Origin of the sequence: Microcoleus sp. BROC3, assembly GCF_036702515.1 — a bacterium.
Taxonomy (GTDB): domain Bacteria; phylum Cyanobacteriota; class Cyanobacteriia; order Cyanobacteriales; family Microcoleaceae; genus Microcoleus.
The window spans coordinates 21,181-39,274 of record NZ_JAUBTQ010000059.1 but is presented as its reverse complement, the minus strand read 5'-3'; the positions used below and the strand labels follow the sequence as shown (position 1 = coordinate 39,274).

Below are 18,094 nucleotides of genomic sequence, written 5' to 3'. Positions count from 1 at the left end.
GACAACTCCCGTAGCAATGGTTGCTCCTTCTATCAACGGCTAAGTTTTAGCTTTTGATTGACAAACAGCGCTCCTAGAAATAGGGGCGCTTTTTGTTTGGTCGAATAGATTTTTATAGACACCCTTCTTCCTTTTATCTGTTAACTCCGCTCCCCCCCTTACCTCCGTTACATCCATCCTTTGCCTTCCTTCTTCCTTTTTTCTTCTTCTTTCTTCCTTTATCCTTTAATTTTTTAGGATTACTATAGAATATAGCCAATAGGCCGATCGAGATACTGTGACATACTCCACGCGCGAAATCTTATATTATGGTCTAGGATTCCAATAGTCGGATTCAGAATATGTTGGGCTTGCTATAAAGTGTTCGCTAGCAGCAATGCAATTGTGTCAATTCCAGAATCTAACCATAGACAAATGTAGCTGATCGGGAGTCGCTCCTCACCGTCCCAAGCGCTCTATCTGTAAGGAGAATTTGTATTATGAAAGATGGACAAGAAGTACGCCGCGTCTCCACAGCCGTCATTGCCGGTGTTTGCGGGTTGGCTTTACTGGCGGGAGGAGGCATTGCCTGGTGGACCGCGAACCGTTCGCCAACCCCCGCAGATACGCAGTCTTCTGCTCAGACTACCGCTCCGCCGCTGCCCCCAAGTCCTGTGGAATCCCCTGCTGTAATTATCCCCGTACCCCCTCCAACTCCTGAACAAGTGCCGCAGGTTCAGACGCCGCAGGTTCAGACGCCGCAGGTTCAGACGCCGCAGGTTCAGACACCGCAGGCTCTGGCTCCGCAGGTTCAGACGCCCAAGCCCTCGCAGCCAAAGCCTTTGCAGCAGACTGATGTCCAGACAGTGCAAGTCTACTGGGTTAAAGATGCCAGTGGCAAATTTGAGGGAGTTCCTACGCCAGTAGCTCTCAAACAAGCTGACAAACCTGATGCAACTTTACAAGCTGCTTTTAACAGTTTGTTGACCGGGCCCAAGGATGCAACTGTTTCTAGCGAAATTCCTAAGGGGACAAAACTCCGGAGTTTGAGTGTCAAGAATGACGGAGTTTATGTCGATTTGTCGGCAGAATTTACTTCCGGGGGAGGCAGCACCTCAATGACAAGCCGGTTAGGGCAAGTTATCTATACGGCTACGAGTTTAAAACCGAATGCCAAGGTTTGGATTTCGGTGGAAGGCAAGCCTTTAGAACTTTTAGGAGGCGAAGGTTTGGAGGTGGCTCAGCCGAGTACCCGCCAAAGTTTTGACAAAAATTTTCCCCTTTAGTAATTATGAGTCATTAGTTACAAGTCATTAGTCATCGGTCTGAAGGCCGAGAATAGGAATTGATAACTGATGACTCATGACTGAGGACTGAGGATGGAGCAATGGCAACTAATTTTCAGTGCTTGGTAGTCAGGCTAAATGCCCGAAAGTGTAGGGCTTGCTGTTCGATCCGGGTGGCAAGCCGATCGCACACCATATTACACAGCTCGAAAATTAACTCGTCTTGCACCTTATAATAGGCTGAAGTCCCTTCACTCCGGCGAGTGAGGATACCAGCTTGGAGCATGAGTTTTAGGTGCTTAGAAACATTGGCTTGACTCGTTTGAGTAGCTTCCACCAATTCTTGCACGCATTTTTCGCCGTCGCGAAGCAAGTTCAAAATTCGTAAACGCATTGGCTCGCTCAAAATACTGAAATACTCAGCAACTTGTTGCACAACCTCTTGCGGGACAGGCTGGGATGACTTCATCAAACTCACCGGAGAGAAGTGATCGGGAAATATTAGCATTTATTCTGTCCATAACAATAAAGTAATCCTTCAATCCGGATTAATTCGCATCAACACTTGACCGTATTCGACAGGTTCGCCATTTTGAACTAAAATTTCCATCACTTGACCGGACACTTCATCAGCATCGATCTCGTTCATCAGCTTCATCGCTTCGATAATACAGACTGTCTGGCTGACCTTGATGCGATCGCCCACATTGACAAAAGGCGGCTCGTCGGGAGCAGCAGCGCGGTAAAAGGTTCCTACCATCGGCGAGATAATTGGCACCCATTTGGTATCGACAGGAGCAGTCACGGCAGCAGGCACGGCGGCAGGTGTGGCGGCAGGGGTCTCAGCCAGAGCCGATCCTACATTTTGTTCAACAACAGGAGGTGACGCTAAGGTGGGGCTAGCAACAGCGCCCAACGCGATCGGAGCGACAGTCGCCACGGCTGCAGGGATAGCGGCCGCGGTGCCTGGTGAGCTTGCCAGAATGCCTTTGCGTACAGTCAGTTCAAGCTCCCCACTTTTTAACGTCAGTTCCGAAATGCCTGTTTTGTCTAATACAGTTAGCAGTTCGCAAAGCTGGTTTAAGTCTAGTTGCACAGCAGATTCAAGGGTAATTAGGAATTGAAAATTGAAAATTGAAAATTCCGAATCCGGCGAAGCTAGGAGAATTCACCGAGTTTGGAGGCAAAAGGGATAGTTTTTAAGCTGTGAGCGATGAGTATTGAATTTTGAGTTCTTTAACTCAGAACTAAAAACTAAAAACTCCCTTTTCCTCCGTCGTTTCTACTCTCGGCCGAGGTACTTGTCTTCACGAGTATCAATCCGAATCCGTTCTCCAATCGAAATAAATAGAGGCACCATAATCTGAGCTCCGGTGGAGAGGATGGCGGGTTTGCTGCCGCCGGTGGCAGTATCTCCTTTGACTCCTGGATCGGTTTGTGTCACTTCCAAGACAACCGAGTTGGGCAGTTCCACTTCTAGGATTTGGTCGTTCCAGCGAAGGATGTTGACTTCCATCCCTTCATTGAGGTACTTGACACGATCGCCTATTTGCTTAGCATTGAGGCGACTTTCCTCGTAAGTTTCCATATCCATAAAGACGAACTCGTCGCCCTCTTTATAGGTATGCTGCATCACACTCTTTTCCAGGTTGGCTTGAGGCATAGTCTCGCCCGCCCGGAAGGTTTGTTCTACTACGTTTCCGGTTTGGACGTTTTTTAATTTTGTCCGCACGAAAGCCGAGCCTTTTCCTGGCTTGACGTGGAGGAATTCGATAACCCGCCACACGCCGTTATTCCATTCAATTGAAACACCTGGTCGAAAGTCGTTACTGGAGATCATATAAATTTTTGCGGGCAATCCCGTCGCCTTGCCGGCACGGGGGAACTACAGTCAGTCGATTTTAGATTTTAGATTTTAGATTTTAGATTTACTCCACAGATGAATTTGGGAGATTGAACCTTGGTCTAAAATTTTGATCTCTCCACGACAGGAGTTTGGGGATTGTATCCGTTTTTGAGCGGGTCAGGTTAAAGCCGCAGTCTAGCTGACGGCATCAAAAAGCAATTGGCATTTTATTTTACCGTTCAAAGGGAGCAAGTGCTGTAAGGAAAGCTAAAAAGCTCTCAAGGGAAGGAAGTTCGCCAACTGATTGTGTAGGGCATTTAAGGGATAGAAGGCCGACAGCGCTGTGGGAAGATAATAGAGGCAATAAAAGTTAAAGTTATGTTGCATTGGCCTAATTTCTCGATCGATACGTGCAAGCGCTGGGTCAAAACCGTCGCTTTAGCGCTCTTGCTGTTCACTCTCTCCCTGAGTTTCAGTGCAGTCTCCCATGCCAAACGCCCCAGCAGCAGTATGCCTGCAGGCAATGCGATTACGGACGGCCGGGCGCTGCTGCGCTTCGCTTTACCTATTGACAATCAGACCGTCCGAGAGTTGCAAATCAGTCTCGAAGACATTGGCAACCACATACGGTCTAAACGTTGGGGCCCCATTAGCAGCGATGTCAGTAAAGCTTCCAGGATTCTCAACCTTCGGGAATCTGACCTTTTAGAGAGTATTCCCGACGCGAAAAAGCCGGAAGCTGAGGCGCTAGTTGCAGGAGTCAAGGACGGAATTGCTCAACTGGAAAAGGCTGTTGAGGCTAAAGACAGGGACAAAGTGATTGACTTGAAAGCCACAATCCTAAGTTCGGTAGGCGAAATCGAAGAGTTGATGGTGACAAAGTTTCCGTTTGAAGTGCCGGCCAAGTATGCTAATCTGCCTCAACTCAAAGGGCGCGCTACTGTGGCTGTACAAACTGAAAAAGGGGAAATTACTGTTGTGGTTGACGGCTACAGCGCCCCGGTTACGGCCGGTAATTTTGTGGATTTGGTCGATCGAGGTTTTTATGACGGTTTGCCGTTTATTCGATCGGAAGAATCCTACGTTTTGCAAACGGGAGACCCCGAAGGCAAGGAAGTCGGTTTTATTGACCCAGCTACTGGCAAATACCGGAATGTGCCGCTGGAAGTGCTCGTCAGGGACGAAAAAGAACCTATTTACGGGATTACTCTAGAAGATGCGGGGCGCTATCGCGACGAGCCTGTTTTGCCTTTTTCTGCTTTCGGTACTGTGGCAATGGCCCGCACAGAATCTGAACCCGACAGCGGTTCTTCTCAGTTTTTCTTTTTCTTGTTTGAACCTGAACTCACCCCCGCTGGCCTGAATCTGTTGGACGGCCGGTATGCTGTTTTTGGTTACATGATTGAAGGAAAAGAAGTTTTGGAACAACTGAAGCAAGGAGACAAGATTGTATCTGCTAAGGTAGTTAAAGGAATCGAAAATTTGGTGCGACCTCAAGTTTAATTAATGACAGCAATTGAAATCGCTGCTTGTCAAAAGTGAAGGCGATTTAAAACGCTTCTGCACACACAAAGCCCGCCTGCGCGGGCTGAAAAAATCAACAGTGACAGCCATTGAAATCTTTTCTAAATAAAGGTGAAGGCGATTGAAATCGCTTCTGCACACACAAAGCCCGCTGAGGCGGGCTGGAAGAAGAGATAATTTTTATAGTTTCGTTATTGAAATCAGGAATTTAATCGAGAGTATGGCAATTTTAGAATTTTTATTGGTAATTGGTTTGGGGGGATTCGCAGGATTGTTGATTGTAAAAAATGTGAATGAAAATAAGCAAAAACAGCGGTTAGATGAGGCTTTTTATCAGTTGTTGGAAACTCAAAACAGTCAGGTTTCGCTGATTCAACTGGCCGCTAATGCTAGGGTTGAGGCAGAAGTTGCTCAGCAGTATTTAACTCGGCAAGTGAAGATTTTTTCGGCGATTTTAGAGGTAGATGATGAAGGAGATACTTTTTATAGATTTCCTAGGTTGCGCTTGCCGCCGAGTTCCGGTAAGGAATGGTGATCGAGTGCGATCGACTAATTCAAATTTATGCAAGTTAAAGATATCGGTGAACAAGGCCTTTTAAGAATATTGCAAAAATTCTGCCCCGCAGAGATAGTTGGTGATGATTGCGCTGTCATGGTTACAACTCCCAACCAATCTCTCGCTATCACTACAGATATGTTGGTGGATGGAGTGCATTTTAGCGATCGCACTACGGGGCCTTATTACGCAGGATGGCGCGCCGCAGCGGCAAATTTATCGGATCTGGCTGCGATGGGAGCAACACCTCTGGCGGTGACTGTAGCCCTCGCTGTGGCGGCAGATACGGCTGTGGAGTGGGTTGAAGAGTTTTATCGGGGGATGACGGCTTGCTTGCAAGAATATGATACGCCGATCGTCGGTGGCGATGTTGTGCGATCGCCCGTGGTGACTGTGGCGATTACTGCTTTTGGGGAGGTTGAGTGCGATCGTACCATCCTCCGGTCAAATGCGCGATCGGGCTGGGCGATTGTCGCTACTGGGGTTCACGGAGCATCGCGCGCGGGATTAGAATTGCTGTTAAATCCAGAATTCGGGCAAAATCTTACAGAAGTCGATCGGGCTTCCTTAATTCTCGCTCATCAGTGCCCTAAACCGAGGCTAGACGTTTTGCCGGTTGTTTGGGAAATATTTGGTTCCGAAGGTGCGATGGAACCCCCCCTCAGCAAGGGGGGGAAGCAAGATTTCAATTCTTCAGGTGCGATGGAACCCCCCCTCAGTCCCCCCCTTGCTAAGGGGGGGAAGCAAGAGTCCAATTCTTCAGGCGCGATGGAACCCCCCCTCAGTCCGCCCTTTACCAAGGGGGGGAAGCAAGAGTCCAATTCTCCCCCCCTTAGCAAGGGGGGGCCGGGGGGGGTTAATTCTCCCCCCCTTAGCAAGGGGGGGCCGGGGGGGGTTAAATCCCCAATTGCAATTGCCGGAATGGACAGCAGCGACGGTTTAGCTGATGCGATTATTCAAATTTGTCGGGCTAGCAATGTAGGCGCAAAAGTCGATCGCACAAAAATACCAATTCCCGATATTTTCAGGGAAATAGTATCAACCGAAAAATCTTTAGATTGGGCATTATACGGCGGCGAAGACTTCGAGTTAGTGCTGTTTTTGCCCATCGCAAATGCTGAGTTATTAGTGGAAAAAATAGGAAATGGAGCCGCGATTGTGGGAATCACTACGGATAGCACCGATATCTGGTTAACTGATAGCAGCGGCATTTACCCTGATATTGTATTAAAGCTCGATCGAGGATTTCAACACTTCTGAATTATTTCTTAGTCTCTTAGAAATGGACGAAAGTTTGTGTAAACGCGGTTTCAACCGCCTGCTTGCTTTGGTTTGTGTCTTCGGGTTTTTCTAGGTGAATTTTGTCGAGTTTTTTCAGATAAGCCCAGCCCTGGTTATTTAACGTTCCTACGTGATTAAACCAGAAATTTTCAATGGTATAGACTGTTAAATTTTCCTCAAATAATTCTAGGCGGGTTACATATTTTCCAACTAACTGTTCACTCTGTTATTGTATGCAGTAGCCAGATTATTTTGGGTTTGCGTCCATTTTTCGCTCCCATGTTCCCGATTATTTAAAACTATTTGATAACCCGTAATGGCAATTTCAATGTTATTCGCTTTATTCCCATTGGGTGACTCACTAATATGACTACTCAAATTTTCAACAAGGTCGATAATTGAGCTAATTGTTGGGGGATTTTCGCCAGCAATTAACTTTTGGGTCACTTGCTGTAAAGTCTCGGCAAAACTGGCATTGAGGAGATGTTGCCGTCCCTCTAGCATGGGGTAAATTACTGCAATATCGCTATTGCTATCTTGTTCTGCCTGCAATAATTCTAGGAAAAAGTTTGCATATTCTTGGAGATTTTCACCTTCAGAATTATTGCTATCTCCCTCATCGTTTATATCCATGAATTGCCCTAGCTCACGGGCCAGATTTCGGAGGAAATTAGCGCCATTCTCGCCTCCTTGTTCTGCCAAGGTTGATGCTATTAACTCGCAAGCTTCCAGAAATCCGCGATCGAGTAATTCGGAGTTATCCTGTAATATCTGCGGTTCCTCTCCGTTGGGGCAATTCAGCAGGGTGTGAATTAATTGCAGATAGGCTTGAGCGCGCTTTTCTTCCATTGTGGGGAGTTGTGAATAACACCGGGATTTATTTTATCATGATTGGGGGTGGGTTTTTGGGTTTGTTTCTACTTTTTGATGATTTTGACCGAGAATTTCTTGATGGTACAAGCCCCGGGATTTATCCGTGGAATCAATCCAAAATCTAAAATCTCAAATCCTCAAGCCCCCGAAATTATCCGTGCGGTCAATCCAAAATCCAAAATCTAAAATCTCAAATCGAATGACCGCCGATGTTGGCGGATGTACGCGGATGGACGCGGATAAATACGGTTATCTGGGTTTGCAGTTAATCTTAACGCCTAGATAATGCTACCTTGGGCATTAATCTATCCAAAATTTGCTCGATCGCACTTGCAGTCCAATCAATATCAGCTTCGGTTGTTTCTCGTCCCAGACTCAAGCGAATGCCGCCAACCGCTATAGTTTTGCTATATCCCATTGCCAATAATATCGGACTGGGAGTTAGTTTGCCACTGCTGCAAGCAGAACCGGAACTAATGCCAATTCCGGCTAAATTTAGCTGCCGTACTAAAGTTTTGCCCGTCACTCCTCCTGTGTCGCCGTCGGGAGAAACAATGCAAAAACTGACGTGGTGCGGCAGGCGATAATATCGATCGCCTGTTGGTACTAAACTGGGTACATGAGCTAATCGGTCAAAAAGTCGATCGCGCAATCTAATTAACCTCGCAGTTTCCACATCTATTTCCTGCAAAGCTAACTCCGCCGCCACCCCAAAACCGACAATTGCCGGCAGCGCTTGCGTCCCGGAACGCAGTTTCAATTCTTGGCCACCACCGCCCAACATTGGCACTAATTCTACTCCCGGACGCACGTAAAGCGCGCCTGCACCTTGCGGCCCGTAAAGTTTGTGACTGGAAAGGGAAAGCAAGTCTACGGGCAATTTCTGCACGTCAATCGGCAGCTTGCCGGCAACTTGAACTGCATCGGTATGAAACATGATATTGCGATCGCGCGCAATCTTTCCCAAGGCCTCAATTGGTTGCAGCGTACCAACTTCGCTTTGTCCGTAAATGATGGAAATTAACACTGTATTCGATCGCAGCGACTCTTGCAAATCCAAAGGATGAATTCGCCCCAATTTATCCACCGGCAACCGCGTTATCTCCCATCCCCACTGTTCGAGTTGTCGAGTCGGTTCTGCTACTGCCGAATGCTCTACGCTGGAAATAATCATATGCTGCGGCTTTGGATAAAGACGGGCAATTCCCATAATTGCCAAATTGTCCGCTTCAGTGCCGCCACTCGTAAAAATTATCGATTCCGGTAGCGCGTTAATCAAGCTAGCAACCTGCATTCTCGCTAATTCTAAAGCTGTCGCCGCCCTTTGTCCCCACTCGTGCAAGCTGGAAGGATTGCCCCACTGCTGAGTCAGGGCTTTTTGCATGGCTTGAATCGCTTCTGGGCGCGGTGGCGTTGTGGCGCTATAGTCGAGGTAAATTTGCATGATTTTAAATAACTAATTAATGAATGTTGACTGTTGACGGTTGACTGTTGTGAGTGGCTACCAATAACCAATAACCAATAACCAATAACTAACTTCCTGGTTTGCAGACGTTGTAGTCTTCGTGCGACAAAACTTTTTGGGGAATTAAGAAAGTGCCGCAATCTTCACAAAGCATTCTGTAGTTGCGGGTTACAGGAATACTGACGATCAAACGGTTGTGACGCAGGCGTTTGCCACCGAAATCTCTGTAATTCTTATTTTCGCCCAAAGCTGCTATAATTGCGCGAGCTTTAGTGACTACGTGGTCGGGCAGACCTCTGAGATCGATGATATCTCTAGCAAATGATGCTTCCCTCTCTTGTTTTTTGGTTTGTTTTTCTGTCAGCACTACTTCAACGTAATGCTGCTGCGCTACTAACTCTTGCGTGCAGCGATGGCACGCTTTACCATATCCTTTGTGACCGCACGGAAAACTTCTTTTTCTTTTAGCCATAAAGCAGCGGTATCGGGTTTGACCCACGCCCCTGAATGCTGCTACCCTACCAGTGATGCTTCCGGCATCGAGGCAGTCCTACAAGACGCAAAATCTATTCCCTTGCATAAATTTAATAGGTTCTAAGTTTACTTTATCGAATATATTTGAACTGTGGGTGAGCCAATAACCTCAATTATTTTAAATTTTTGTGAGTGTATTTTATTATAATTTACTCGGTTTGTTTTGTGGTGGGCTGCTGGCGATCAATCTGGCGGGCTGCGGACAAACAAAGCAAGACGTGCAGAATTTACCTCTGAGTCTGGCTCCACTGCCTCAAGACCCGTTGTTGCAAGTATACTTCAATCAGTCGATCGCTTCGACTTATCAAGAGCCTTACCGCCAACAAACTAGATTTGGAGATGATTTAGAAAAGTTGGTCGCTGTTGCCGTAGCTAGTGCTGGATCGACGGTGGATGTAGCGGTTCAGGAGTTTCGCTTGCCCGGTATTGCGAGGGTTTTGGCCGATCGGCAGCGATCGGGAATTAAAGTTAGATTAATTGTCGAACATCTGTACAGTCGCCCCCCTAGCGATTTTACAGCCCAGGAGTTAGCGAAATTACCGGAAAGAGAGCGCGATCGCTACAGCGAATTTGTCGAACTTGCCGATACCAATCAAGACGGCAAATTGAGTTCCGATGAAATCAAGCAAGGCGATGCTTTGGTAATTGTCAAGGAAGCCGGGATTCCTGTAATTGACGATACTGCTGACGGCAGTAAAGGCAGCGGTTTGATGCACCACAAATTTGTAGTAATTGACGGCAAAACAGTAATCGTAACTTCTGCTAATTTTACAACAAGCGATATACACGGCGATTTCAAGACAGCAGAAAGTCGCGGCAATGCCAACAATTTACTGAAGATTGAAAATCCTCAATTAGCGCAACTATTTACTCAGGAATTTAACATGATGTGGGGCGACGGGCCCGGAGGCAAACCCGACAGCAAATTTGGCATCAAAAAGCCGTTTCGTCAAGTGCAAAAAGTGAGAGTAGGAAATGCGACGGTTGCGGTGCAATTTTCGCCGACTTCCCAGACTTTGCCTTGGGAAAAAAGCGTTAACAGTTTGATTGACAAAACCTTGGCTAGTGCAAAAAAGTCGGTTGATTTGGCACTGTTTGTATTTTCGGCTCAGCGTTTGTCAAATACTCTGGAAATTGAAGCTAGGCGAGGAGTTGCGGTGCGAGCTTTAATTGACTCTAATTTTATTTATCGCTCTTACAGTGAAGGTTTGGATATGATGGGTGCGACTTTCATCCAAGATTGCAAGTTAGAAACTGACAATCGCCCTTGGAGAAAGCCCCTGACTACGGTGGGAGTGCCGCTGTTACCTATGGGCGATCGCCTGCACCACAAATTCGGCGTTGTGGACGGCAAAACGGTGCTTACAGGTTCTCACAACTGGACTGAGGCTGCAAATCGCGGGAATGACGAGACGCTGCTGGCGATCGAGAGTCCCACAGTTGCGGCCCATTTTGAGCGGGAGTTCGATCGGCTTTACAAAGGTGCAATCTTGGGCATTCCCGCCCGAATTAAACAGAAAATTGACGCTAAGAAAAAAGAGTGCGATTCACTACAAGCAACATCAAAATCTGCGATCGCTAAACCTCAAATTGCTAGTAAAAAGTTAGTAAATTTGAATGCCGCGACTCAGGAAGAATTAGAAACTTTGCCTGGGGTTGGCCCGAAGCTAGCCGAGAGAATTATTGCAGCACGGCAACAGCAACCTTTTACCTCTTTGGAGGATGCAGAACGAGTGCAGGGAGTCGGGGAAAAACTATTAGAAAAATGGCGCGGTCGAGTAACTTGGTAGTTAAGTTAATAGTCAGGAATGAATTCCTGACTCCACAAAGTTCACAGTCAGAATTGCAGTTCTTTGTTTGGCAGTTCAGCATAACAAACTCAAGTCTTCACTAGAAACCTATCCGAGTAAGTTTTACAACATATCTGCTCTTAAATTTTAAAAATAATAAATTGTCCCAAAAATACTATCTATTCACATTAGAGGTAGAGAGAGATGAAACACACAATATATTTGACGGTGAGACCGCAAATCAAATTACTAGCTATTTTCCTCGGGGTGATTTTTTTGACCGTAGCAGCTTTAACAGTAAGCGCTCAGCAGACTAACGAAGCACTATTTAGGGTGAAAAATGAAAACTATTTTAATATTAATTTGATTCAATTTAAGCGCGTTGAATATGTAGGTCAGTGTGCCGGTACTGTCATCTCCCCTGATTCGCAAAACGCTCGATTTGTCTCCAGCAAAACTCCCCCCGGCCCTAACAGAAGGGTGATGATTAAAAATGTAACTGATGGCATGGAAACTAACCCGTATCCCTACACAGACCGAGGTTACGACAAAGGTGAGTTTTCTGAGGATTTTGGATTTAAGTTGGGTAACAGTCACAAAACAAGAACTTTTTCGGTCTTAGAGGGAGAAAATAAGTTTCTCTATGAAATTAAAGAAAATAATCAAGTTATAGACCAGGGTGCGCTTAGTGCTGAAGTGTCTGTACAAAATTTGGGTGTTTTTCCCCGTCAGCAAATTTGCGATAGTAAGTTAGAATGTCAAAATACTTCTAATTGTCGCGACAGTAAAGGCAGAAAAAGACGTTGCAGACGAGAGTGTTTTCCTATTCAAAAGTGTCGCTGTCCGTAACTACTTCCTGCCCTAAAATTATTTTCTTTAATTAACTCCAGAAGAGATAAGCTGTCGCGCATTTAAATTGTATATTCTCCGCAAGCGGAACGCCCACCCCACAAGACGGGGAATTGTTTTTTAACAGACAATTTAAATTTAGAACAGCTTAGGAATGAGAATTAAATAACTTACAATGCGTGATGTTCTTGTGGGATGGGCGTCCCGCCCGTCCAGAAAGGGCGGGCGGGACGCCCACCCCACTTTCAAGAGTGTAAATTATTTAATTCGCGATCCTTAGAGGAATAACCAACCAGAAAAAAGATAAGTTATTTTCAAGTTAAGAAGGGCAACCACGGGCGATTGCCCCTCCAATAAAATTGTTACTTCAAGTAATGGGGTGAAAGTAAAATGCTGCGCCTAACACGATATATGTTGCTAAAAGCAGAACTCCTTCAAGCCAATTAGAGCGCCCGTCGATACTGATTAGGTTGGCAATTGTCACTGCGATGGCAACTGCAACTACTTCAAACGGATTGAAGTTTAAATCCATCGGCTGATGAATCACTAATCCGATAATCACCAACACCGGCGCTACCAGCAAAGCAACTAGCAAACTCGAACCCATCGCGACAGAAACTGACAAATCCATATTGTTTTTCATCGCCACTCCCACCGCAGTTACATATTCTGCTGCACCGCCAACAATCGGCAACAGAATTACCCCTGTAAACAGCGGCGTCAATCCCAATCCTTTGGTAGTTTCTTCCACAACACCAACGAAAATTTCTGATTCAAAAGCAACGGCAACAGTTGAAGCAACTAGCACCCCTATCCACAGCCACAAATTAGGTTTGTGGGTAGTAGATTCCTCTTTTGTATTTTGAGGATTTTCTGACTCTAGTTCTAGTAAGCCGACTTCGTAAAGATAGCTGTGAGTTTTTAATGAAAATAGGAGAGTGAGAGCGTAAACTGCAATTAGGACGATCGCAGTTATTAAGGAAAGATTCTGAATCGCTGAGGGTTCGACTCCATTGGAGGTATAAATTACCATTGTCGGCAGCAGGATTGCAATTACTGCTAGAGTCATTGTGGAACCGTTCACCCGCGCGATAATAGGCTTGAATTCTTGTTCTTTGTAGCGGATTCCTCCTAGCAGCATGGAAAATCCCATGACTAAGAGCAAGTTGCTGATAATTGTGCCGGTTATGCTGGCTTTCACAATATCAATTAAGCCGGCTTTCAGGGCAACTATGGCAATAATTAATTCCGTAGCGTTGCCGAAAACTGCATTTAATAAGCCGCCTATGGAGGGGCCTGTAACGATCGCCACTTCTTCTGTTGCTGTGCTCAACCAAATCGCCAGAGGTATAATGCCTAAAGCGGATGTGATGAAAACTGCGAGGGAACCCCAGTGCAAATACTCAGCGGCGATGGAAATGGGGATGAAAATTAACAGCGCTATGGAAAGAATTTTTTTGATTGACATAAGAACTCGGATGGTGTATTGAACAGTGAGATCTAGTTGCCTGGGCGATCGTCAAGTTGATTTTACATGATTCAACGCTCCTTTGACTCACCCAAATACGCATACCAACCCCGGACTTAAGTTGTGGAGAGCAATCGCGGTTTAGACAAAAATTCTAGCCCCAGCTAGCGGCGGTGGAGTCAATCTCAAATCTCAAATCTCAACTCGACTGACTGTTTTCTATCTGAGAAAAATTGCGCCGTCATTCCGAATCCTTAAAGATGTTTTATTCACATCTAAATCATTTGTCTCGTCTAATCTTACCTCTACTGTTCCTTCGGCACCAGGTTTCAAATTGGGTTTCAAGAATGCGCCATCTTGTCGCCTAAATACAATTGAGGCGGGTAGTGTCAATGCTGGCAGCGCGACTGTTGAATTTTCCGCTAAACTCCGGCGGTTAGTCTGTCCAACTACCTGATAAAATAGTCGATCGTTGGTTTTATTAGTTAATCTAACATTGACTTTGCCATTGAGGGGAACCATCTTGCCGTCAGGATCTCTTTCTGGTTCGTTAGTTTGGGCTATTTCGCCAGCAAAACTCGCATACTGGGTCAAAGGCAAAAAGCTGTTGCCTGCTACGGCTAAGCTGACAGCCAGTAGACTTGCCACCCAGGTTTTGTAGATCGCTAATTTGCACATTTTTTTATTGACTTTGGAGCTAAAAATTCTAATAAGCGATTTTACCTGCTCCTGCGATGTTCTGACAAGTCGCGTAGGAAGTAAATCCGAGCTTTTCATACTGAGACATTTACTGTGAATATGGAAAGTGAATATAAGAGGAAGTTATATAGATAGGGCAAATATATGTCTCAGTCTGTAGGGTCAGTTATTGAAGAAAAGCAAGTTGATAAGTCCCCCCAATTAACTTTTGAATAGTACGGATTTTATCAAAGGGATTCTCATGTAATATCGTTTCCGGTTGCATCGGAAGGATACTGAGGATACGGCAGTGCCGTCTCCCTACCGCGATTAATTGTAGCGACACTGAGCACTAGCAGTGTCCTGACTGTGGGTAATATTAATTCCGATGCTACCGGAGTTGATATAAAATACAAACCTTATAAAAGCAAATTAATAACCCTGCCAACAAGCACAGTTTTATATATAGGGCTTGCTGAAAATAAGCCAAAAGCTGACTGTACAAGGCTTATAGAAGTATTACCAGGGCAAAGAGGACACGAAAAAGAGGTAAAATTGGAAATTGTCGTGCATTTGTGAAGGAAAAATGTATCGAAAGCTACAAAACACCCGGGGGCCAGAAGAAGCCTTTGAACTTCCCTTTGAGGGCAAGCTGTGTGAAGAAAATCGTTGGGTACTTCTGGCGAACCTAATTCCGGGCGTCAGAATTTGAGGAAGAATATGCCCAGAATTTCTCCGAGGAAATGGGAGCGCCAGCCAAACCTTTTCGGATGGCACTGTCCGCCTTAATCATCAAAGAAAAATTGGGAATCAGCGACCGAGAAACTGTCGAACAAATCAAGGAGAACCCTTACTTACAGTATTTTATTGGAGAAAATAGTTATCGGAATGAAGCGCCATTTGACGCTTCAATGATGGTTCATTTTCGACAAAGAATCGGTCAGTCTCTGCTTCAAAACATCAATCAAAAAATTGTCCAACAAGGTCGAGGATTCAAGTCGGAGGAACCCAACACAAAAAAGTCAGAAGAAGCCGAAAGACCAAAAGAAAATAGAGGAAAGCTATTAATCGATGCAACGGTAGCACCTGCCGATATCAAATATCCCACCGATGTAGACCTGTTAAATCAAGCGAGGAAAACCACCGAACTCATCATAGACATCTTATATAAATCCCTGAAGGGAAACCTGGAGAAAAAACCCAGAACGTACAGAAAAAACGCCCGAAAAGATTATCTAAAATTAGCAAAAAATAGGAAGCCCTCTGGAAAAGAAAGGAGAAATGCCGTTAAAAAACAGCTCCAATATATCAAACGAAATTTGGGACATATCGAGCAATTAATTGAGAAAGGAACCAGCCTAGAACTCTTAAGCAGAAGGCAATACAGGAATTTGTTGGTATCTAGTGAAATTTACCGTCAACAGCAGTGGATGTGGTCAAATAATAAAAAAAGAATCGAACATCGAATTGTCAGTTTAACACAACCTCATATCCGTCCAATCGTCAGAGGCAAGTCAGGAAGTCCGACAGAATTCGGAGCCAAGTTATCAGTCAGTTGTGTAGAAGGATATGTATTCGTCGAAAAAATTAGGTGGGAAAACTATAATGAAAGTGGAGATTTTATTTCGCAAGTGGAAGCTTACAAAGAATATACGGGAGTTTACCCGGAATCGGTTCACGCCGATAAAATTTATCGCACCCGAGTCAATCGAGCTTGGTGTAAAGAAAGAGGAATTCGGCTCAGTGGTTCTCCATTAGGAAGACCACCTACTCAAGTCAGCCGAGAAGCTAAAAAACAAGCACAAGAAGATGAGCGCATTCGCAACGAAATTGAGGGTAAATTTGGACAGGGTAAAAGAAGATTCAGTCTGAATCGAGTCATGGCTAAACTACATAATACTTCGGAAACTTCCATTACTCTGACCTTTTTAGTGATCAACCTGGTGAAGCTGCTGAGGCAGTTTTACTGTCTTTTTTTGTGTCAATTTTTCCAAAATATTATGATTTTATCGAGAAGGATTAACTTTAGCTATGAATTAAATAATCGAAGTAAAGCAGGGCTTATTATGTGAGGAAGACGGGCCTCTTGTTCATTTCCCACCCCCTGCTTTTTATAACTTTTTCAGCAAACCCTATATAAAAAATTGCTATTATTTATTTGAAAAATTGCAGCGTTATCTAGCCGAACACAATCTTGAGTTATGAGTATTCCCCCATCTGACATTATCAGTGAATGAAATACTGTCTCTGCCATTAGTTGAAGGGTTGATTAAAGAAGAACAAGCTCGGTTTCAGCAAAGGAATAAGGCGCAAGGAAGCAGTCTACGGGACTTTCCTGGACGCAAAAACCCGCTTGATTCACGTAATTTGGTCATATACGATCGAACGTGACAACCAGAAACCGGTTTTTTGTGTCTAGTGCGTCCAAGACTGACGGGATTTAAGGGATTTAACGGATCGATGTTGAGGGAAGAAAGAAGATTTTCCCAGCTTCCCCCCTCTCCCACTCTCCCACTTTCCCCCTCCCGCAACAGCTATTCAACCCAACGCACCCGAACAAAATGAGCTTCGCGTCCCCAGAAGTCGTGACTTACAGAAATATCAACCATACTCAAATTAAACGGAATAGCAGTTGTGACGTACCGCTGAGCCAGAGATCCCACATCAGGAGCTAACTGAGCCGCCGCCGCCGCCGCTGCACCCAAACCTAAAAGTTGCAGAATCGGCCCCCGAGGCAGAGCTAAATTGATGCCAACAGCAAGTCCAGCCGTCAGCAGCATTGCCACCGACAAATTCGTGCCGCAGCGGGGATGTACAGCTAAATCCCACTCTCCGCTGGCAATCCGCTGCAAAGCCTCGCGCACTGCCTGACGCAACTGTGCAAGGTTAACGCGGCCGTAAAGATAAAATCCTTGGTCTGTGGACATCCCGCCCAATAGCTCATTATCGGCTCTTGCTGCCGCCGTACCGCCAGATTGGCTGAGTACCCAAACAGTAGCGTGTTCCAAAGCATGAACTTGGCGCAAAGTCAAGACTTCCTTCAAGCCGGGCACAAAATCGAGTTGTCGCAACAAATCAGCATCTTGAGTCCGCTGCGGGGCAAAGTCAAAAGGAAATTGGCTGGCGTGCCAAGAACTAGAAGCAGCATTTGTCGTCATCTCAAAACGCCTCCACTGATGTCAGATGTTAAATTTTCGAGGCTAGATTTACGGTTGAACGCGCTTGCCTGCGCGAAACTCTCCGGAAAACCGTCTGCCTTTAGCATCTGTAATTACTCCTCTACCGTGAGGCAGTCCCTTGCGCAATTCGCCTTGGTAGCGAACGCCGTTTGGGAAGCTGCAACTACCTTTGCCGTCTAGCTGTTCGTTGAAAAACTGACCGTCGCAGCGCGTGCCGTCACCGCGGGTGAACACTCCCCGACCAAACGGGTTGCCTGCGAAAAACTGTCCGGCGTAGCGATCGCCGCTAGCAAAGATAAATTGCCCTTGGCCGTGCGGCTGACTGCTAGCAGCCCCGCCCCCAGTTTGTTGAACAATTTCAAATGTTCCCCGGTAGCGATCGCCACTAGCAAAAATAGCTTCTCCCCTAACAATCAGACCGTTGCGGAACTCTCCCACCATGCGGTCATCGTTGGCGAACAGGAAGACACCTTGACCGTTGGGCACGCCGTTGCGAAACAGTCCTTCATAGCGATCGCCGTTGGAGTATACGTATATTCCTTGTCCCTGAGGTCTGCCGTTGACGAAATTTCCTTGATAATTGTCGCCATTCTGGTAGTTGCACTTGACTCGACCGTTGGGGGGAGAGCCTTCGCAAACGGGAGGGCGGTTTTGGGCGGAGTCGGGCGCATTCTGGGCTAATGACTGCTGACTGTTGGCTACCAGTGAGAGGTATCCTACCCCCGAACTAACCAACATCACTATTCCGAATTTTTGAATTGAGCGAAGCATGACTGTTCTCAATTT

The 18,094-nt window shown here is 45.8% G+C and carries 18 protein-coding genes; 8 read left to right on the top strand and 10 right to left on the bottom strand.

From position 1 onward, the window contains the following. Positions 1-479 precede the first annotated feature (479 nt). Positions 480-1,265: a GerMN domain-containing protein gene (locus QUB30_RS27685; protein WP_333340334.1), complete on the top strand. Its 786-nt coding sequence runs from the start codon at positions 480-482 to the stop codon at positions 1,263-1,265. A 115-nt stretch (positions 1,266-1,380) separates the two neighbouring features. On the opposite strand, the gene QUB30_RS27680 is transcribed toward QUB30_RS27685, so the two are convergent. The 3 genes from QUB30_RS27680 to efp form a co-directional block, all read right to left on the bottom strand. Continuing rightward, on the bottom strand, positions 1,381-1,773 hold the full coding sequence (locus tag QUB30_RS27680; protein ID WP_015175216.1) for an ArsR/SmtB family transcription factor: 393 nt from the start codon (positions 1,771-1,773) through the stop codon (positions 1,381-1,383). A 30-nt stretch (positions 1,774-1,803) separates the two neighbouring features. Next, positions 1,804-2,361, bottom strand: a complete 558-nt coding sequence (gene accB, locus QUB30_RS27675) for an acetyl-CoA carboxylase biotin carboxyl carrier protein (protein WP_333340328.1) — start codon at positions 2,359-2,361, stop codon at positions 1,804-1,806. A gap of 186 nt (positions 2,362-2,547) precedes the next feature. Then, on the bottom strand, positions 2,548-3,105 hold the full coding sequence (gene efp, locus QUB30_RS27670; protein ID WP_333067687.1) for an elongation factor P: 558 nt from the start codon (positions 3,103-3,105) through the stop codon (positions 2,548-2,550). Positions 3,106-3,489: 384 nt separating this feature from the next. On the opposite strand from efp, the gene QUB30_RS27665 reads away from it, so the two are divergent. The 3 genes from QUB30_RS27665 to thiL all read left to right on the top strand — a co-directional run bounded on the left by QUB30_RS27665 (position 3,490) and on the right by thiL (position 6,451). Further along, positions 3,490-4,614, top strand: a complete 1,125-nt coding sequence (locus QUB30_RS27665; RefSeq protein ID WP_333340325.1) for a peptidylprolyl isomerase — start codon at positions 3,490-3,492, stop codon at positions 4,612-4,614. A 241-nt stretch (positions 4,615-4,855) separates the two neighbouring features. Then, positions 4,856-5,170: a hypothetical protein gene (locus tag QUB30_RS27660; protein ID WP_333340323.1), complete on the top strand. Its 315-nt coding sequence runs from the start codon at positions 4,856-4,858 to the stop codon at positions 5,168-5,170. 27 nt (positions 5,171-5,197) lie between these two features. Then, positions 5,198-6,451 (top strand): thiamine-phosphate kinase, encoded by a 1,254-nt coding sequence (thiL, locus tag QUB30_RS27655; protein WP_333340321.1) that lies wholly within the window; start codon positions 5,198-5,200, stop codon positions 6,449-6,451. A gap of 231 nt (positions 6,452-6,682) precedes the next feature. On the opposite strand, the gene QUB30_RS27650 is transcribed toward thiL, so the two are convergent. The 3 genes from QUB30_RS27650 to QUB30_RS27640 form a co-directional block, all read right to left on the bottom strand. Then, complete coding sequence (locus QUB30_RS27650; protein WP_333340318.1) at positions 6,683-7,321, bottom strand: hypothetical protein; 639 nt, start codon at positions 7,319-7,321, stop codon at positions 6,683-6,685. A gap of 295 nt (positions 7,322-7,616) precedes the next feature. Further along, the gene (locus tag QUB30_RS27645) at positions 7,617-8,789 is read right to left on the bottom strand and encodes a cysteine desulfurase family protein (protein ID WP_333340317.1); all 1,173 of its coding nucleotides are present in this window, start codon (positions 8,787-8,789) and stop codon (positions 7,617-7,619) included. 88 nt (positions 8,790-8,877) lie between these two features. After that, positions 8,878-9,282: a DUF7682 family zinc-binding protein gene (locus QUB30_RS27640; RefSeq protein WP_333340314.1), complete on the bottom strand. Its 405-nt coding sequence runs from the start codon at positions 9,280-9,282 to the stop codon at positions 8,878-8,880. Between the two features lie 190 nt (positions 9,283-9,472). Between QUB30_RS27640 and QUB30_RS27635 the strand changes: the two genes are divergently transcribed. After that, entirely contained in the window at positions 9,473-11,134 is a 1,662-nt protein-coding gene (locus QUB30_RS27635; RefSeq protein ID WP_333340312.1) for a DUF655 domain-containing protein, read from the top strand. Positions 11,135-11,338: 204 nt separating this feature from the next. Beyond that, positions 11,339-11,983 carry a hypothetical protein gene (locus QUB30_RS27630; protein ID WP_333340309.1) on the top strand — a complete coding sequence of 215 codons (645 nt, stop codon included), beginning with the start codon at positions 11,339-11,341 and terminating at the stop codon, positions 11,981-11,983. A gap of 367 nt (positions 11,984-12,350) precedes the next feature. On the opposite strand, the gene cax is transcribed toward QUB30_RS27630, so the two are convergent. Together cax and QUB30_RS27620 are read right to left on the bottom strand one after the other, a co-directional pair. Then, the gene (gene cax, locus QUB30_RS27625) at positions 12,351-13,451 is read right to left on the bottom strand and encodes a calcium/proton exchanger (protein ID WP_333340306.1); all 1,101 of its coding nucleotides are present in this window, start codon (positions 13,449-13,451) and stop codon (positions 12,351-12,353) included. Between the two features lie 219 nt (positions 13,452-13,670). Next, positions 13,671-14,099, bottom strand: a complete 429-nt coding sequence (locus tag QUB30_RS27620; protein WP_333340303.1) for a hypothetical protein — start codon at positions 14,097-14,099, stop codon at positions 13,671-13,673. A gap of 399 nt (positions 14,100-14,498) precedes the next feature. Here QUB30_RS27620 and QUB30_RS27615 point away from each other — a divergent pair, with 399 nt between their 5' ends. Next, entirely contained in the window at positions 14,499-14,708 is a 210-nt protein-coding gene (locus QUB30_RS27615) for a hypothetical protein (protein WP_333340300.1), read from the top strand. 7 nt (positions 14,709-14,715) lie between these two features. Then, positions 14,716-16,201, top strand: a protein-coding gene (locus QUB30_RS27610) for an IS5 family transposase (protein WP_333340297.1) whose coding sequence is annotated in 2 segments (ribosomal slippage) — positions 14,716-14,829 and positions 14,831-16,201 — 1,485 coding nt in all. Because the reading frame shifts where the segments join, the coding sequence is not laid out codon by codon here. A gap of 462 nt (positions 16,202-16,663) precedes the next feature. Here QUB30_RS27610 and QUB30_RS27605 read toward each other — a convergent pair. Next, complete coding sequence (locus QUB30_RS27605; RefSeq protein ID WP_333340294.1) at positions 16,664-17,287, bottom strand: DUF6391 domain-containing protein; 624 nt, start codon at positions 17,285-17,287, stop codon at positions 16,664-16,666. Positions 17,288-17,335: 48 nt separating this feature from the next. Further along, the gene (locus tag QUB30_RS27600) at positions 17,336-18,079 is read right to left on the bottom strand and encodes an MORN motif-containing protein (protein ID WP_333340291.1); all 744 of its coding nucleotides are present in this window, start codon (positions 18,077-18,079) and stop codon (positions 17,336-17,338) included. Positions 18,080-18,094 lie beyond the last annotated feature (15 nt).

What these genes read in the sequence shown, in the direction of transcription:
- QUB30_RS27680 (WP_015175216.1), bottom strand. Translation starts at nt 1,773, where the DNA reads ATGCTAATATTTCCCGATCACTTCTCTCCGGTGAGTTTGATGAAGTCA.
- QUB30_RS27660 (WP_333340323.1), top strand. Translation starts at nt 4,856, where the DNA reads ATGGCAATTTTAGAATTTTTATTGGTAATTGGTTTGGGGGGATTCGCA.
- cax (WP_333340306.1), bottom strand. Translation starts at nt 13,451, where the DNA reads ATGTCAATCAAAAAAATTCTTTCCATAGCGCTGTTAATTTTCATCCCC.
- QUB30_RS27650 (WP_333340318.1), bottom strand. Translation starts at nt 7,321, where the DNA reads ATGGAAGAAAAGCGCGCTCAAGCCTATCTGCAATTAATTCACACCCTG.
- QUB30_RS27685 (WP_333340334.1), top strand. Translation starts at nt 480, where the DNA reads ATGAAAGATGGACAAGAAGTACGCCGCGTCTCCACAGCCGTCATTGCC.
- QUB30_RS27605 (WP_333340294.1), bottom strand. Translation starts at nt 17,287, where the DNA reads ATGACGACAAATGCTGCTTCTAGTTCTTGGCACGCCAGCCAATTTCCT.
- QUB30_RS27630 (WP_333340309.1), top strand. Translation starts at nt 11,339, where the DNA reads ATGAAACACACAATATATTTGACGGTGAGACCGCAAATCAAATTACTA.
- QUB30_RS27640 (WP_333340314.1), bottom strand. Translation starts at nt 9,282, where the DNA reads ATGGCTAAAAGAAAAAGAAGTTTTCCGTGCGGTCACAAAGGATATGGT.
- QUB30_RS27600 (WP_333340291.1), bottom strand. Translation starts at nt 18,079, where the DNA reads ATGCTTCGCTCAATTCAAAAATTCGGAATAGTGATGTTGGTTAGTTCG.
- QUB30_RS27665 (WP_333340325.1), top strand. Translation starts at nt 3,490, where the DNA reads ATGTTGCATTGGCCTAATTTCTCGATCGATACGTGCAAGCGCTGGGTC.
- thiL (WP_333340321.1), top strand. Translation starts at nt 5,198, where the DNA reads ATGCAAGTTAAAGATATCGGTGAACAAGGCCTTTTAAGAATATTGCAA.
- efp (WP_333067687.1), bottom strand. Translation starts at nt 3,105, where the DNA reads ATGATCTCCAGTAACGACTTTCGACCAGGTGTTTCAATTGAATGGAAT.
- QUB30_RS27645 (WP_333340317.1), bottom strand. Translation starts at nt 8,789, where the DNA reads ATGCAAATTTACCTCGACTATAGCGCCACAACGCCACCGCGCCCAGAA.